Origin of the sequence: Pseudochrobactrum sp. Wa41.01b-1, assembly GCF_019464455.1 — a bacterium.
GTDB lineage: Bacteria > Pseudomonadota > Alphaproteobacteria > Rhizobiales > Rhizobiaceae > Pseudochrobactrum > Pseudochrobactrum saccharolyticum.
Genome location: NZ_CP080493.1, coordinates 1,416,015 through 1,431,651, shown reverse-complemented (window position 1 = coordinate 1,431,651; position 15,637 = coordinate 1,416,015). Strand labels below are relative to the sequence as shown.

Below are 15,637 nucleotides of genomic sequence, written 5' to 3'. Positions count from 1 at the left end.
AATTATCCTTAGTGGGCTACGGCTGCTGCAGCAGCTTCGTCAATCAGACGGCCGGTGCGGAAGCGATCCAGTGTAAAGCCGGCGGCCAGCGAATGCGGCTCACCACGGGCAATCAAATGGGCGAACAGATGGGCGGAACCCGGTGTTGCTTTGAAGCCGCCGGTGCCCCAGCCTGCATTGACGAACAAGTTCGGCACAGGGGTTTTGCTCTGGATCGGTGCGCGGTCGACAGTGTTGTCGGTGACACCACCCCATTGGCGCATCATTTTCACGCGACGGAACATCGGGAACAATTCACAAATCGCATCCAGTGTATGGGTAATGATCTGCAAGCCGCCGGTCTGCGAATAGGAATTATACTGGTCTGTGCCCGCGCCGATGACAAACTCGCCCTTGTCCGACTGGGAAATATAGGCATGAACCGCATTGGACATGACCACGCATGGCACAATCGGCTTCATCGGTTCGGAAACCAGTGCCTGCAATGGAGAGCTTTGCAGCGGCACACGGACATCGGCCATATTCATGATAACGGAGGAGTGGCCTGAAGCGGAAACACCGATTTTCTTGGCGCCGATAAAACCACGATTGGTTTCAACGCCGCTGACACTGCCGTCCGCATTGCGGCGAATTCCGAGCACTTCGCAATTCTGGATGATGTGGACGCCACGGTCAGAAGCTGCACGGGCATAGCCCCACGCCACCGCATCGTGACGGGCGACACCGCCGCGACGCTGCAATGCTGCGCCATTGATCGGATAGCGGGAATTTTGTGAAATATTCAGCGGCGGGCAATAGGCTTTGGCCTGTTCCGGTGTCAGCCACTCATTGTCGATGCCATAGAGACGGTTGGCATTGACGTGACGGCTGAAGGATTGCTTGTCATGGATATTATGCGACAGCATCAGTACGCCGCGCGGCGAGAACATGACATTGTAGTTGAGATCCTGTGACAGGTTCTCCCACATCTTGAGCGAATGCTCATAGATATTCATGCTCTCTTCATAGAGATAGTTGGAGCGGATGATAGTGGTGTTACGGCCGGTATTGCCGCCGCCGATCCAGCCTTTTTCCAGTACTGCAATATTGGTGATGCCGTGTTCTTTGGCCAGGTAATAGGCGGCACCCAGACCGTGGCCGCCGCCGCCGACAATAATCACATCATAGTGAGAACGCGGTTCCGGCGAAGCCCAGTGCGGCTCCCAGCCTTTATTTCCGCGCAGTGCTTCACGGGCAACTGCAAATACTGAAAACTTACGCATAATGTCCCCTTATCTGGGCGCGGAAGATTTTTTCCGCCTGTTGGTTTAAAGTTAAACCATATGCCGACACTGACTTTGCCATTTTGCGACGGGTTTTGGCGTATCATGCGGTTTTTGTTTGCTGAAAAGCTCTCGCATCGCGGCGGGATGTCAGTGCGAAGGACTCACTTCATTCCGCATGAAAATTAGCGGAAAAAGCGACAGAGAATCTCTGTGAAATACGGGGTAAATTTTGCATTTGCAGATTAAAACCAATGCAATGTCCGCAAAGAAAAATGCAAATAAAACGTGATTTTTACGGTTAAAACTGTAATAATGAGGTTGATAAGGCCTGATCGGGCGCTGTGTTACGGATTCTGTGTGGACAATCGCGCCGGATACTGTTAAACGGCACTCGAATTTGCATCGGAAGGCCGTTGCGAAGTCTTAAGATTTCTCAGCCATAAGACGGCTCCTTTACCGGAACTGCCAGACTGTTTTTTCTTCGGGGCTCACCGGTGCCTTCAGGCTAAACTGAAAAATCTAACCGAAACGGAACGGGATTACACGTGCAGGTACTCGTACGCGATAATAATGTTGATCAGGCTCTCCGCGCTCTTAAGAAAAAGATGCAGCGTGAAGGTATTTTCCGCGAAATGAAAATGCGCGGTCATTATGAAAAGCCATCTGAAAAGCGCGCCCGCGAAAAGGCTGAAGCCGTTCGCCGTGCACGCAAGCTGGCTCGTAAGCGCGCACAGCGTGAAGGTCTGGTAGGCGGCGGTCGCGTAGCGGCTCGCTAATCAGACTGAACGCGTGGCTATAGGCTGCGTCGTTTCTGATCAGATATACTGATTAAGCAGCGCATGATCTCAGGGTCATGCGTTTTGCTTTGCGTTCAGGTCAGCTTTTCAGGCTTATTATGCCGGTTTTTGAGAACTGATGTAATATGAAGCTTTATTGTAAAAGTTGACCATACAGATATGTTTGCATCGCTGGAAAACAGCTTTAAGGTGGGGTGAGTATTCACTTCCGCCTTTTTCTGTATGGGCTAAGTGCATTGGCATGTCATAAAATATATGCAGTCTTACCATTTTCCGTCAGATACTGTGCAGAGCACAGGCCGGAATCTCAGGCCACAAGACTGCTTTTGAGGAGTGCGCGAATGGGATCTTTGGCAAGTGTGAAATTGACTTTGCGTGAACAGCGCCTTTCTTTGAATAAGGGTTTGCTGGTTGCAGCATCCTGTGCAGTTCTGGCTTTGGCGGGCTGTCAGAGTACTTCCAATTCCATGCTTACGCCGGTTGATCTTGCGCAGGGTTCCAGCGAGAATATCGGTTCGCTGACAACCGTCATTCAGAGCAATCCGCGTAATCCTGAAAGCTATAATGTGCGCGGTTCGGCCTATGGTAAAGCAGGGCGCTATCGCGAGGCGATGAAGGATTTTGATACGGCGATCCAGCTCGATCCGAATTATTATCAGGCCTATGCCAATCGCGCGCTGATCCAGCGCTATCTGAAAAATGATGCGGCGGCTGTGCAGGATTATGGTCGCGCCATTCAGATTAATCCGCAGTATGATGCAGCCTATATCGGGCGCGGTAATGTCTATCGTCAGGCAGGACGTCTGGATGAAGCGATGACGGATTTCAACCGTGCAATTCAGCTGGATACCACCGATGGCCGTGCTTACCACAATCGTGGCCTGATCTATCAGGCGCGCGGTCAGCACAAACAGGCAATTGAGGATTTCTCTGCTGCGGCTTCCCTGCAGTCGAATGCGCCGGAGCCTTATAATGGCCGCGGTATTTCCTATGCGGCGCTCGGCGATTATGACAATGCCTTTGATGATTTCAATACGGCTATCGGGCTGGATGACAAGATTGCCGAAAGCTGGGCCAATCAGGCGCTGGTCTATGAGCATCGCGGGGACAAGAAACGTGCTGCGGCTTCCTATGCCCGCGCGGTGCAGCTTGATCCGCAATATAAGCCTGCCAAGGATGGTCTGAGCCGTACACGGTAATTGATTAGATCGAGCATAGTAAGTTAAAGAGCCGCAGGATTCAGTATCCGGCGGCTCTTTTCTTATTTCTGAAGCTCTCTATATTATTGGCTATGTCTTTATTCGACCATATCGGCTTTGAGAGCCGGGATATTCCGGCATCCTATCAGTTTTACTCCGGCAGCATGGCTGCACTGGAGCTTAGGGTGCTGCAGACGGCGGATAATTTGTTTTTTGTCAGCGGAAATGCCCGCAGCCCTCTGCCGTTCTTGCGGATTGTTGCGGCAAAACCTGCAAATGGTGCAGATTCTGCATCACAGCCGGGTCAGCATTTACACCTTAAATTCAGCGCCAAAAGTCATGAGCAGGTTGAGGCTTTTCATCAGGCTGCGCTCAGATCCGGCGGGCGGGAAAGCAGTGCGCCGTCCTATCAGGGGCCGAAGGAGATGGGTTATTTCGCGGCTCTGGTTTTTGATCCTGACGGTAATACGGTCGAAGTCGGTGTTCATGAGAAACACGGCTGACTTGACAAAGAGATAAAGAAAAGGCCGGTTTTCACCGGCCTTTGTTTTTGCGCATGTCTTTCTCCCAAAACCGGTATCCACTTTTGGGAGACGTGCTTTAGCGCTTAACGACGCGTTTATCGACTTTTTGTACCAGCCGGTCCCCGATCCACTGGATCAGGCAGACAAACACGATCAGAACAGCAACTACAGCGGCCATGATCGGATAGTTGAAACGCTGATAGCCATAGCGGATAGCAAGGTCACCGAGACCGCCTGCGCCAATCGCACCAGCCATTGCAGATGCACCGATCAACGTGACGATGGTAACAGTAAAGCCCGCAATCAGACCCGGCATGGATTCCGGTATCAGCACTTCCTTGATGATCGTCCAGCGGCTTGCACCCATGGAGCGGGCGGCTTCAATCAGGCCGTGGTCAACTTCACGCAGCGATACTTCAGCCATACGGGCATAATAAGGGATGGCGGCAATCGACAGCGGCACGATGGATGCCCATGTGCCCAGTGCAGTGCCCATAATCAGGCGTGTGAACGGGATGAGGGCAACCAGCAGAATAATGAATGGTACCGAACGGAACGCATTGACGACCGCGCCGATAACGCGGTTGACCGGAATATTCTGAAGCAGGCCGTTACGGTCTGTCAGGATCAGCAACAGACCAAGCGGCAGGCCGAAAATCAATGTGAAGAAGCTGGAGAAACCGGTCATAATCAGGGTTTCGCCTAACGAGCGCCAGAGCAGATCAAGCATTGCGGGTGTCAGGAACTGAAACATATCCGGCAACCTCCGTTTCATCACAAATTGTCTTCAGAAAACCCACAGCCTTTTGCAAAGCTGTCTGGTCATGGGCGGGGAGGCCAAGGAATAATGTGCCGACCGGCTCTCCCTGAATCGTATCTATGCCGCCATGAACGAGGCGTGCATTGAGACCGGAAGCGGCGGCAATATCATTGATCAGCGGTCTGCGTGCAGATTCACCGGAGATACGCAGGCGGACAATCGCTTCCGAGGCTGATTGCGGGTTCTGTGTCAGCTGTGCGGCAATGATTTCCGGCAGAGCAGGGGTCAGCATTTTCAGCAGGCTTTTGGTTGTATCAGCTTTCGGGCGTGCAAAAACTTCCCAGACTGGGCCTTCTTCGGCAATATGCCCGTGATCCAGCACAATCACACGGTCTGCAATTTTGCGGATGACATCCATTTCATGGGTAATCAGCAGAATGGTCAGGCCGAGTTTCTGGTTGATATCTTTCAGCAGTGCCAGAATGGACTGGGTGGTTTCCGGATCGAGAGCGGAGGTTGCCTCATCCGACAAGAGCAGGCTCGGTTTGGCTGCAAGTGCACGGGCAATGCCGACACGCTGCTTCTGACCACCGGAAAGCTGTGCCGGATAATGCTGTGCACGCTCTGACAGGCCGACCAGTTCCAGCAATTCAGCAACGATTTTCTGGCGTTCCGGTTTGGTAATGCCGGCAATTTTGAGCGGCAGGGCAATATTCTGCGCTACGGTTTTGGCGGACATCAGATTGAAATGCTGGAAAATCATGCCGATACGGCGGCGCACCGGCTGCAACTGGCTTTCAGTGAGACCGGTGATTTCCTGACCTTCAATGATGACCGAGCCGCTATCAGGCCGTTCCAGACCGTTGAGGCAGCGGATCAGTGTCGATTTGCCCGCGCCGCTGCGGCCGATAATACCGAGAATTTCACCGCGCTGAACCGAGAGAGAAATATCATCCACGGCAGGTGTAGTGCCGAACATACGTTTAATATTGGAAAGTTTGACAACTTCGTCGCCGGTCACGGGAGGCTGACCGGATGCGGAAGGCAGCTTTTGCTGCATATTCTTTGTTGGAACTGAAGTATTCACTTTATCCTCTGGAGCGCATCCCGAAAAATGCGAAGCGATTTTCGGAAAAGATGCGCGTAAAAACAAGTAGATAGAGCATTTTCAAAGAGTTGATTTAAAATGAAAATGCTCGAGCTCTTTCTTTAAATTGAGGCAATAATAACGGAGCAAAATGGCAATGCTCAGAGTGCAAAACGGTCCGGATAAATCCGGACCGTTACTATGCGCGGTTTAAGCTTGGTTTGACAGCTCTTATTCCCAGGCAGGAATACCTGTGCTCTTATAAGCACGGTCGAGTTCTGCTTTCACCGGCTCGTTCTGGAAAGCTGCAACAAGCGGTTTCACCCATGCTGCATCCTTGTCTTCAGTGCGGATGGCAATGAAGTTACGGTACGGATTGTTTTCTTTTGCTTCCCAGCCGATAGCATCCTTCACAGGATCCAGACCGGATTTGGCTGCCCAGTTATTGTTGACGATGGCTGCATCGAGATCATCAATGGAAAGACCGACAACACCGGCATCCAGTTCTTTGATTTCAAGCTTTTTCGGGTTTTCAACAATATCAATCGGAGTTGCAAGAATACCTGCATCCGGATTGAGTTTGATCAGACCTTTACTTTCAAGAACGCGCAGGGCACGGCCTTCATTGGTCGGATCATTCGGAACACCGACGATTGCGCCTTCTTTCAGATCTTCCAGCTTTTCAACTTTGCGGGAATAAATACCAATCGGCCAGAGGGCAGTGTAACCGGCAACGGAGATTTTGTAACCGTGCTGCTTGATCTGCTCATTCAGATATGGCTCATGCTGAAACGCATTGGCATTGATTTCTTTACGCTCCAGCGCTTCATTCGGCTGGGTGTAATCGTTGAAAATGACGGTTTCGATTTTGAGGCCTTCTTTTGCAGCCTGTTCAGCAACAACTTTCCACACATCTTCGTCTTCACCACCCATGATGCCGACTTTGATCGTTGTGTCCTGTGCCTGAACCGACAGAGGTGCAGCAAATGCAACGCTCATGGCAACAGCGGAAAGCAGCATCATTTTCATGCCGGTGCGGCGCGAAATTAAGGTTTTGACGCGGGCGATATCTGACAACGACATTGCTGTTTTCCTTATAATTTTGGTCATTAAGCGGTCTCTCGCTTAACGGTTTTGCCTCACAAATCTCATACCTGTTTTCTCTCAAACGGAGGCAGGCGGATTGTGTGAGTATATTCTTCACAGAATGGTGTGTGATAACAAGGAAGTTTCGTCTACGTATTAAGTTTTATTAGAATATTTTTGCGTAATTTTATTAAATCGCGAATAAAACTATCGCAGATAAATATATGTTTATATTTAGCATTGTGCGTTTGGTAATAAGTTGCAGCTGTGCGGAATCGAAATTCATCACATAAAAACGCCCGCAATGCGAAGTGCATTACGGGCGCGATGATGTGCCGGTATGAGCTTAGTTCTAATCGATGAACACGCGCACGCTGGCGGCACGGCCAACCGCGTCAATCACGGTCAGTGTGGAATAGCCTGCACCATCGGGCTGCCAGAGGCCGGAGCGCTTGCGGGAGGCTTTGTCCAGCGGCTTGCCATTGGCCAGCCAGATGAACGGTGCGCGGCCGCCCTGCATTTTCAAAGCCAGCGGTGCGGTGCTGCCGTCAGGCTGGTTGGTCAGCTCAACCCGCGCACCTTCCGGCGGAAACAGGATTTGCGGTGCGGATTCCCGCACGGACGCACTGACTAGTGGTGCGAGATAGGGTGTAAAGCGCCGCAACGATACCGGCAGCTCGGATTGGCGCAGCCTCATTGTACCGACCGGTGGGGCTGCAAGTGGGGTAAAGCCGACACCGGATTTGGAAAAGGCTTCAAACAGGATCGGCGCGGCGGAACCATAACCGCTCAAACCCGGCACGGCGCCATTATCAGCACGGCCAACCCAGACACCCAGCACATAGCGGCCGTCAAAGCCAACTGACCATGCATCACGATAGCCATAGCTGGTGCCGGTTTTATAGGCGAGGCCGCGCTGGAGTGATCCCAGCGGCGGTTTAACGCCTGCCAGCACATCGGCCACCTGCCATGCGGCGGCGGGCTGCAGCAGCGGCTCGCCGGAGATTACGCTCTTGTCATCTTTTATACGGTCATCCACGCCATTGGAAATGACGGCGGTTTTGCCACGATTGGAAAGGCCGGTGTAAAGCTGCACCAGATCTTTAAGGCTGATGCCAAGCCCGCCAAGACCAATAGCCAGACCCGGTGTTTCACCCGGCGGCAGTGTGGTTTTAATGTCGGCGCGGCGCATCCGCACCATCAGACGCGTTGCACCGACACTGTCGAGCAGGCGCACGGACGGCACATTGAGCGAGAGTTGCAGCGCCTCGCGCACTGTCACATCGCCCTGATAGCTCATATCAAAATTGCGCGGACGATAGCCGGAGAAATTGGTTGGCCGGTCTTCGATAATGGTTTCCTGCATCACCAGACCGTCTTCAAATGCCAGTCCGAAGATGAAGGGTTTCAGCGCGGAGCCGGGGGAGCGCTGCACATTGGTCATATCAATCCAGCCTGAGCGGCTGGAATCAAAATAATCCGAGGAGCCGACTTCACCGATAATCTCACCGGTCACCGCATCGGCCATCACCATGGCGACAGAGATTTTAGGGCCGAGGCGTTTGGCGGAATCCATCGCCACAGTTTCCAGCGCCTGCTGCACGGAGCGCTTGAGCGTCACATGATGGACATTGGCTTGAGGGTCTTTGCGCAGAGCGGTTTCGCTGACATGCGGGGCAAGGGCGGGCATGGCTAAGCGGCGTTTTGGTATTGCCAGATGTGCGGCACGGTCGGCCTCGTCATTGCCGATCAGCGATACCACGGCCAAGCGGTTCAGCACCCGATCACGGGCGGCACGGGCATTCTCAGGATAACGATCGGGGCGACGGCGCGCCGGCAATTGCGGCAGAGCAATCAGCAGAGCTGCTTCCGAGGTTGTGAGCCTGCGCGGTTCTTTGCCGAAATAAGCAAGGCTCGCAGCACGGATACCTTCAAGATTGCCGCCAAAAGGCGCAAGCGTCAGATAGGCATCAAGGATTTCTTCTTTTGACAGGCGACGCTCGATTTGCACAGCGCGCAGCATCTGACGGAACTTGGCAATAAAGGAGCGCTCCGTGCGCGGTTCAATCAGGCGCGCAACCTGCATCGACAGAGTGGAGCCGCCGGAAATAATGCGCCCGTGGCTGGCAAGCTGTATGGCTGCACGCCCCATAGCGCGGGGATCAATACCGCCATGGTCGCGGAACCGCTGATCTTCATAGGCAATCAGCATGTCTATAAATTGCGGATCGACATCTTTATGGGTGGTGGCGAGCCGCCAGTGACCGGAAGGAATTGCAAAGGCACGCAACAGATTGCCGTCACGATCCATCACTTCTTTGGATGTCTGGCTGACAACTTCTAATGGTGGCGGAAAGGCCTTGTCGAGAATTTCCAGACTAGCCCATGTCACAGCCAGAGCGATTGCAGTGCCGCTCAGGATCATGAGCTTTTTATGCAAGCGCGTTTTTTTAAGAGGCTGGGTCTCGGCCAAAAGCTGTCTCCGCCTGCATGAACAGGCTAATCCGGAACGGTTGATTGTACCGCTCTTATATTATTGCATATAACAGAGCGGAAAATAACGGGGAACACCATGATCGACAAGCTGGAATATTTCATTGCGCTTGCGCGGGAAAAGCACTTTGGCAAAGCGGCAGAGGATTGCGGCATTACCCAGCCGACATTGTCCGCTGGTATTCGTCAGCTTGAAGATACTCTTGGCGTTATGCTGGTGCAGCGCGGCTCGCGTTTTCAGGGGCTGACGCCGGAAGGGCAGCGTGTGCTGGAATGGGCAAGGCGCATTGTCGGTGATGCGCGGACGATGAAAGAAGAGATGCGGGCAGCGCGTTTCGGCCTTGGCGGTCATATCCGGATAGCGGCAATTCCCACCGCGCTGGCTATGGTCTCGCAACTGACAACCCCGTTCCGCGAGAAGCATCCCGATGTGACTTTTACGATCATTTCCCGCACTTCTGTCGAGGTGTTGGCTGCGCTGGACAATTTCGATATTGATGCCGGAATCAGCTATCTGGACAATGAACCGCTGGGAAAAGTGACAGCGGTGCCGATTTATCGTGAGAGCTATCAACTGATTACATCGGTCGGCAGCCGGTTTTCAGAGCGTGAAAATGTCACATGGGCGGAGGTCGGCAGTTTACCGCTATGCCTGCTGACAAGCGATATGCAGAACCGCCGGATTATCAATCAGCATCTGGCGCAGGCGGGAGTAACCGTGCAGCCGACGCTGGAATCCAATTCCATGATTGTGCTGTTTTCCCATATCCGTACAGGCAAATGGGCGAGCATTATGCCGCTCAATCTTTCCCAGATTCTGGGCTTTAGCGAGCCGATCCGCTCTATTCCGATTGTTGAGCCGCAGGCCAGTCATAGTGTCGGGCTGATTGCCGCGCAGCGTGAACCGCATACGCCGCTGATTGCGGCTTTGCTGCATGAAGCAAGAGCATTGTCGCGTATTATGATGCCGCTCACTTGATAGATTTTTTCTATTGACTGACGGTTTTACCCTATTGAATCAGGGGCGCAGTTTTGATCTGTTCTAAGATGGGGAACAGAAATATAAATTTGCGGGAGGCTTTGACGTCAATGTCAGGCTCGGATTCAGTTTTTACCAGAAGCGCAGGCACGTCATCTCAAAAGTCTGATGTCGCCGAGCGCACGATAGATGTTATCAATGAGTATAAAGCCATTGAGGGCCCGCTGCTTCCTGTCTTGCACGCCATACAGGAAGAATTCGGCTATGTACCGGCAGAAACGCTGACACTGATTGCCGAGGCACTGAACCTGTCGCGCGCAGAAGTGCACGGCGTTATGACTTTTTATCACGATTTTCGCGCATCGCCGACCGGTCGCCATGTGATCCGGCTGTGCCGTGCTGAGGCTTGCCAGTCTATGGACGGCGACCGCGTGGCAGAAGCGGTGCAGAAATTGCTCGGTATCGGCTGGGGTGAAACAACCGGCGACGGTAAAATCACGCTTGAGCCGGTTTATTGTCTTGGTCTGTGTGCCTGTGCACCGGCAGCGCAGGTGGATGACCGGCTGATCGGTCGCCTGAATGAAGGCAAGGCAGAACGATTAATTGCGGAGGCACGGGCATGAGTGTGACGATTTATGTGCCTTGTGATGCTGCCGCTCTGGCGCTTGGTGCCGATGAAGTGGCGTATGCCATTGCCAATGAAGCCGCAAAGCGCGGTCTGGATATCAAGCTCGTACGCAATGGCTCCCGTGGAATGGTCTGGCTGGAGCCGCTGGTGGAAGTGGCAACGAGCAAAGGCCGCGTTGCCTATGGCCCTGTGGATGTGTCTGATGTGGCCTCGTTGTTTGACAGCGGTCTGCTTGAGGGCAAAGACCATCCGCTATCGCTGGGACTGACCGAAGAAATCCCGTTTCTCAAAAAACAAACCCGTCTGACTTTTGCCCGTTGCGGGTTGACCGATCCTTTGTCGCTGGAAGATTACCGCGCCCATGACGGGCTTAAGGGGCTGGAAAATGCCATTGCAATGCAGCCTGCGGATATTGTGGCGCAGGTCACGGATTCCGGTCTGCGCGGTCGCGGTGGGGCGGGCTTCCCGACCGGTATCAAGTGGAAAACCGTTCACGATGCACAAGGCGCACGCAAATATATTGTCTGCAATGCTGACGAGGGTGACAGCGGTACTTTTGCCGACCGTATGATTATGGAAGGTGATCCTTTCGTTCTCATTGAAGGTATGGCGATTGCCGGTATCGCAGTGGGTGCCACCAAAGGCTATCTCTATACGCGCTCGGAATATCCGCATGCGATTGCAATGATGGAGCAGGCTGTCGAGATTGCGCGCAAAGCTGGCGTTCTCGGTGCTTCGGTGCTTGGCTCGCGTTTCGCCTTTGATATGGAAGTGCGCACCGGTGCCGGTGCTTATGTCTGCGGTGAAGAAACCGCGCTTTTGGAAAGCCTTGAAGGTAAGCGCGGACTGGTGCGTGCCAAGCCGCCATTGCCTGCCCATAAAGGCCTGTTCGGCAAACCGACAGTCATCAATAATGTGATCTCGCTGGCCTCTGTTCCGGTGATTATGGACAAGGGCGCTGCCTATTACCGTGATTTTGGTATGGGGCGCTCGCGTGGTACAATTCCGTTGCAGATTGCCGGTAATGTTCAATATGGCGGGCTGTTTGAAACGGCTTTCGGTCTGACACTGGGCGAGATTGTCGATGAGATCGGCGGCGGTACCGCAAGTGGTCGTCCGGTTAAGGCGGTTCAGGTCGGCGGGCCGTTGGGTGCTTATTTCCCGCGCGCATTATTCGATACGCCGTTTGATTATGAAGCCTTCGCGGCCAAAGACGGTCTGATCGGTCATGCCGGTCTGGTGATCTTTGATGATCGGGCAGACATGCTGAAACAGGCGCGGTTTGCGATGGAATTCTGTGCCATTGAATCCTGCGGGAAATGCACCCCATGCCGTATCGGCTCGACACGCGGTGTTGAAGTGATCGACAAAATTGCAGCCGGTGTTGAGACCGATACGCAGATCGAAGTTCTGACAGATCTTTGCCAGACCATGAAGTTCGGCTCCCTTTGTGCGCTGGGCGGCTTTGCCCCTTATCCGGTGATGAGTGCTCTGACGCATTTTGAAGAGGATTTTCGTCCGCGCCCTGAAAGCCAGACTTTCGTGCAGGCAGCGGAATAGGAGTGACAGAAGATGAGCTTAATTAAAGAAATCGATTACGGCACACCTGTTTCACGCTCGGACAAAATGGTGACCCTGACCATCGATGGCAATCAGGTGACTGTGCCGGAAGGCACCTCAATCATGCGGGCTTCGATGGAAGCCGGTATTGCCATTCCGAAGCTTTGCGCCACCGATATGGTGGATGCGTTCGGTTCCTGCCGTCTGTGCCTCGTAGAAATTGAAGGCCGTAACGGCACGCCATCCTCCTGCACTACACCGGTGATGGAAGGGCAGGTGGTTCATACCCAGACCGGTCGTCTGAAATCTTTGCGCAAAGGCGTGATGGAGCTTTATATCTCCGATCATCCGCTGGACTGTCTGACCTGCGCGGCCAATGGCGACTGCGAATTGCAGGATATGGCCGGTGCTGTGGGCTTGCGTGATGTGCGCTATGGTCAGGACGGCGCGAACCATGTGTTCAAACAAGGTCGCAATGACGGTGCGCTGAATGCGAAATGGATGCCGAAAGACGAGAGCAATCCGTATTTCACCTATGATCCTTCCAAATGTATTGTCTGCTCACGCTGCGTGCGTGCTTGTGAGGAAGTGCAGGGTACTTTCGCGCTGACCATTGAGGGACGCGGTTTCAACTCCCGCGTCTCACCAGGTATGCATGAGAGCTTCTTAGGCTCGGAATGTGTGTCCTGTGGTGCCTGTGTACAGGCTTGTCCGACGGCGACGCTGACAGAAAAATCGGTGATCGAAATCGGTCAGCCTGAACATTCCAAAGTCACGACCTGTGCTTATTGCGGTGTCGGCTGTTCTTTCAAAGCGGAAATGCGCGGCGAAGAACTGGTGCGAATGGTGCCGTATAAAGACGGTAAGGCCAATCGCGGTCATTCCTGCGTTAAAGGCCGCTTTGCTTATGGCTACGCCCATCATAAAGACCGTATTCTCAAACCGATGATCCGTGAGAAGATCACCGATCCTTGGCGCGAGGTGTCATGGGAAGAAGCCTATGGCCGTGTGGCCAGCGAGTTTAAACGCTTGCAGACGCAGTATGGTCGCAATTCCATCGGCGGTATTACCTCGTCACGCTGCACGAATGAAGAAACCTTCCTTGTGCAGAAACTGATCCGCGCCGGCTTCGGCAATAACAATGTTGATACCTGTGCGCGTGTTTGTCATTCGCCGACCGGTTATGGTCTGAACCAGACTTTCGGCACCTCTGCGGGTACGCAGGATTTTGATAGTGTTGAACATAGCGATGTGGTGATGGTGATCGGTGCCAACCCGACCGATGGCCATCCGGTATTCGGCTCGCGTTTGCGCAAGCGTTTGCGTCAGGGTGCCAAGCTGATCGTGATTGATCCGCGTCGTATTGATCTGGTGCGCTCACCGCATATTGAGGCAGTACATCATCTGGCACTGCGTCCGGGTACCAACGTAGCGATTATGACTGCGCTGGCGCATGTGATTGTAACAGAAGGCCTGCAGGATGATGCCTTCATCCGCGAGCGTTGTGAAAATGAAGAGTTCCGCGATTGGGTGGAATTCGTCTCCCAGCCGCAATACAGCCCTGAGGCAGTGGAACTGCTGACCGGTGTTCCGGCGCAAGAAGTGCGTGGCGCAGCCCGTCTGTTTGCAACCGGCGGCAATGGTGCAATCTATTACGGTCTTGGTGTAACCGAGCATAGTCAGGGCTCCACCACCGTTATGGCGATTGCCAATCTCGCGATGGTCACCGGTAATATCGGCCGCAAGGGCGTGGGCGTGAACCCGCTGCGTGGTCAGAACAACGTGCAGGGCTCTTGTGATATGGGCTCATTCCCGCATGAACTGCCGGGCTATCGTCATATCTCTGATCCTGCAACCCGTGAGATTTATGAAAATATCTGGGGTGTAATTCTTCAGGATGAGCCGGGTCTGCGTATTCCGAATATGCTGGATGCGGCGGTGGAAGGCACCTTCAAGGGCATCTATATTCAAGGTGAGGACATTCTTCAGTCCGATCCGGATACCCGCCATGTGGCCGCGGGACTGGAGGCTATGGAATGTGTGGTGGTGCAGGACTTGTTCCTCAATGAGACCGCCAATTTCGCCCATGTTTTCCTGCCGGGTTCGACCTTCCTCGAAAAGGACGGTACTTTCACCAATGCGGAACGCCGTATCAACCGCGTGCGCAAGGTAATGACACCAACCAACGGCTATGCTGACTGGGAAGTGACGCAGAATCTTGCCCGTGCAATGGGGCTGAACTGGAATTATACGCATCCGTCGCAGATCATGGATGAGATTGCCATGACCACGCCGACATTTGCCAACGTGTCCTATGAATTGCTGGAGCGTGAGGGTTCCGTGCAGTGGCCATGTAATGCCAAAGCACCGCTCGGCACGCCGGTGATGCATATTGACCATTTCGTGCGCGGCAAAGGCAAGTTCATGCGCACGGAATATGTGGCAACTGACGAGCGTTCGGGCCCGCGCTTCCCGTTGCTGCTCACCACAGGGCGTATTCTCTCACAATATAATGTGGGTGCACAGACCCGCCGTACCGAAAATGTGGCATGGCATGCGGAAGACCGTCTGGAAATCCATCCGCATGATGCGGAAGTACGTGGTTTGCGTGACGGCGACTGGGTGAAGATCGCCAGCCGCTCCGGTGAAACGACTTTGCGGGCGCTGGTTACAGACCGTGTGACACCGGGTGTGGTCTATACGACCTTCCACCACCCGACGACACAGGCCAATGTGGTGACCACCGATTTCTCGGACTGGGCGACCAACTGTCCGGAATATAAGGTAACTGCGGTGCAGATCAGCGCATCCAACGGCCCGACACAATGGCAGCAGGAATATCGTGAACATTCTGATGCCAGCCGCCATATTGAAACAGCTTTGGATACGGTGAGCTAAGCTATGAGTGAACATACTTATCACAGCCGTATTCCGATGATGGCATCGCAGATTGCCACATTTTTCAGCTCGCAGACGCAGATCGATCAGGCGGCGGGTGTCGCCAAACATATCAATATGTTCTGGGAGCCACGCATGCGTACGCAATTATTTAATCTGATTGATGCAGGCGGAGAGGGGCTGCATCCTCTGGTGCTTGAGGCCGCGCCACTGATTAAACGTCCGGTCTCATAATACGCAATTTCAGCCGGATACAGTCCAGTATCCGGCTGAAATGATTCAGCATTTAAATAATTTCATTCTGACAATTAAGGGATGCTCACGGGAGATGGGCAGGCTGCGGCGCGTTCGCAGAAGGGAG

Annotated in this window: 12 protein-coding genes and 1 pseudogene; 8 read left to right on the top strand and 5 right to left on the bottom strand. The window is 53.5% G+C overall.

Going from position 1 to position 15,637, the window contains the following annotated elements; translation table 11 throughout:
- Window positions 1-8 precede the first annotated feature (8 nt).
- Window positions 9-1,262, bottom strand: a complete 1,254-nt coding sequence (locus tag K1X45_RS06665; protein ID WP_220160178.1) for a sarcosine oxidase subunit beta family protein — start codon at window positions 1,260-1,262, stop codon at window positions 9-11.
- Between the two features lie 548 nt (window positions 1,263-1,810).
- Here K1X45_RS06665 and rpsU point away from each other — a divergent pair.
- The 3 genes and pseudogenes from rpsU to K1X45_RS06650 all read left to right on the top strand — a co-directional run bounded on the left by rpsU (window position 1,811) and on the right by K1X45_RS06650 (window position 3,764).
- On the top strand, window positions 1,811-2,041 hold the full coding sequence (gene rpsU / locus K1X45_RS06660; protein WP_022712514.1) for a 30S ribosomal protein S21: 231 nt from the start codon (window positions 1,811-1,813) through the stop codon (window positions 2,039-2,041).
- 422 nt (window positions 2,042-2,463) lie between these two features.
- A pseudogene (locus K1X45_RS06655) lies at window positions 2,464-3,261 on the top strand (tetratricopeptide repeat protein); the annotation flags it as partial.
- A gap of 92 nt (window positions 3,262-3,353) precedes the next feature.
- Complete coding sequence (locus K1X45_RS06650; protein WP_220160412.1) at window positions 3,354-3,764, top strand: VOC family protein; 411 nt, start codon at window positions 3,354-3,356, stop codon at window positions 3,762-3,764.
- Window positions 3,765-3,861: 97 nt separating this feature from the next.
- Here K1X45_RS06650 and K1X45_RS06645 read toward each other — a convergent pair whose 3' ends face one another.
- From K1X45_RS06645 to pbpC, 4 genes are all read right to left on the bottom strand, one after another.
- Window positions 3,862-4,527, bottom strand: coding sequence for a methionine ABC transporter permease (locus K1X45_RS06645; protein ID WP_220160410.1), 666 nt, complete (start codon window positions 4,525-4,527; stop codon window positions 3,862-3,864).
- Complete coding sequence (locus K1X45_RS06640) at window positions 4,508-5,605, bottom strand: methionine ABC transporter ATP-binding protein (RefSeq protein ID WP_220160411.1); 1,098 nt, start codon at window positions 5,603-5,605, stop codon at window positions 4,508-4,510. The genes K1X45_RS06645 and K1X45_RS06640 overlap by 20 nt, the downstream gene beginning before the upstream one ends.
- A 258-nt stretch (window positions 5,606-5,863) precedes the next feature.
- Window positions 5,864-6,715: a MetQ/NlpA family ABC transporter substrate-binding protein gene (locus K1X45_RS06635; protein ID WP_116088857.1), complete on the bottom strand. Its 852-nt coding sequence runs from the start codon at window positions 6,713-6,715 to the stop codon at window positions 5,864-5,866.
- A 355-nt stretch (window positions 6,716-7,070) separates the two neighbouring features.
- The gene (gene pbpC, locus K1X45_RS06630; RefSeq protein ID WP_220160409.1) at window positions 7,071-9,143 is read right to left on the bottom strand and encodes a penicillin-binding protein 1C; all 2,073 of its coding nucleotides are present in this window, start codon (window positions 9,141-9,143) and stop codon (window positions 7,071-7,073) included.
- A 147-nt stretch (window positions 9,144-9,290) separates the two neighbouring features.
- Here pbpC and K1X45_RS06625 point away from each other — a divergent pair, with 147 nt between their 5' ends.
- The 5 genes from K1X45_RS06625 (at window position 9,291) to K1X45_RS06605 (ending at window position 15,510) form a co-directional block, all read left to right on the top strand.
- On the top strand, window positions 9,291-10,190 hold the full coding sequence (locus K1X45_RS06625; protein ID WP_220160177.1) for a LysR family transcriptional regulator: 900 nt from the start codon (window positions 9,291-9,293) through the stop codon (window positions 10,188-10,190).
- Window positions 10,191-10,300: 110 nt separating this feature from the next.
- Window positions 10,301-10,813 carry a formate dehydrogenase subunit gamma gene (locus tag K1X45_RS06620; RefSeq protein WP_220160176.1) on the top strand — a complete coding sequence of 171 codons (513 nt, stop codon included), beginning with the start codon at window positions 10,301-10,303 and terminating at the stop codon, window positions 10,811-10,813.
- Window positions 10,810-12,378: an NADH-quinone oxidoreductase subunit NuoF gene (locus tag K1X45_RS06615; protein WP_220160175.1), complete on the top strand. Its 1,569-nt coding sequence runs from the start codon at window positions 10,810-10,812 to the stop codon at window positions 12,376-12,378. Before K1X45_RS06620 ends, K1X45_RS06615 begins: the two co-directional genes overlap by 4 nt.
- 12 nt (window positions 12,379-12,390) lie before the next feature.
- The gene (gene fdhF, locus K1X45_RS06610) at window positions 12,391-15,276 is read left to right on the top strand and encodes a formate dehydrogenase subunit alpha (RefSeq protein ID WP_220160174.1); all 2,886 of its coding nucleotides are present in this window, start codon (window positions 12,391-12,393) and stop codon (window positions 15,274-15,276) included.
- Window positions 15,277-15,279: 3 nt separating this feature from the next.
- Window positions 15,280-15,510 (top strand): formate dehydrogenase subunit delta, encoded by a 231-nt coding sequence (locus K1X45_RS06605; RefSeq protein WP_022712526.1) that lies wholly within the window; start codon window positions 15,280-15,282, stop codon window positions 15,508-15,510.
- Window positions 15,511-15,637 lie beyond the last annotated feature (127 nt).

Bases quoted from the DNA above. Each gene is read 5' to 3' on its own strand.
- K1X45_RS06650 (WP_220160412.1), top strand. From the start codon at position 3,354: ATGTCTTTATTCGACCATATCGGCTTTGAGAGCCGGGATATTCCGGCA.
- K1X45_RS06640 (WP_220160411.1), bottom strand. From the start codon at position 5,605: ATGCAGCAAAAGCTGCCTTCCGCATCCGGTCAGCCTCCCGTGACCGGC.
- K1X45_RS06625 (WP_220160177.1), top strand. From the start codon at position 9,291: ATGATCGACAAGCTGGAATATTTCATTGCGCTTGCGCGGGAAAAGCAC.
- K1X45_RS06665 (WP_220160178.1), bottom strand. From the start codon at position 1,262: ATGCGTAAGTTTTCAGTATTTGCAGTTGCCCGTGAAGCACTGCGCGGA.
- pbpC (WP_220160409.1), bottom strand. From the start codon at position 9,143: ATGATCCTGAGCGGCACTGCAATCGCTCTGGCTGTGACATGGGCTAGT.
- K1X45_RS06605 (WP_022712526.1), top strand. From the start codon at position 15,280: ATGAGTGAACATACTTATCACAGCCGTATTCCGATGATGGCATCGCAG.
- fdhF (WP_220160174.1), top strand. From the start codon at position 12,391: ATGAGCTTAATTAAAGAAATCGATTACGGCACACCTGTTTCACGCTCG.
- K1X45_RS06615 (WP_220160175.1), top strand. From the start codon at position 10,810: ATGAGTGTGACGATTTATGTGCCTTGTGATGCTGCCGCTCTGGCGCTT.
- K1X45_RS06620 (WP_220160176.1), top strand. From the start codon at position 10,301: ATGTCAGGCTCGGATTCAGTTTTTACCAGAAGCGCAGGCACGTCATCT.
- K1X45_RS06635 (WP_116088857.1), bottom strand. From the start codon at position 6,715: ATGTCGTTGTCAGATATCGCCCGCGTCAAAACCTTAATTTCGCGCCGC.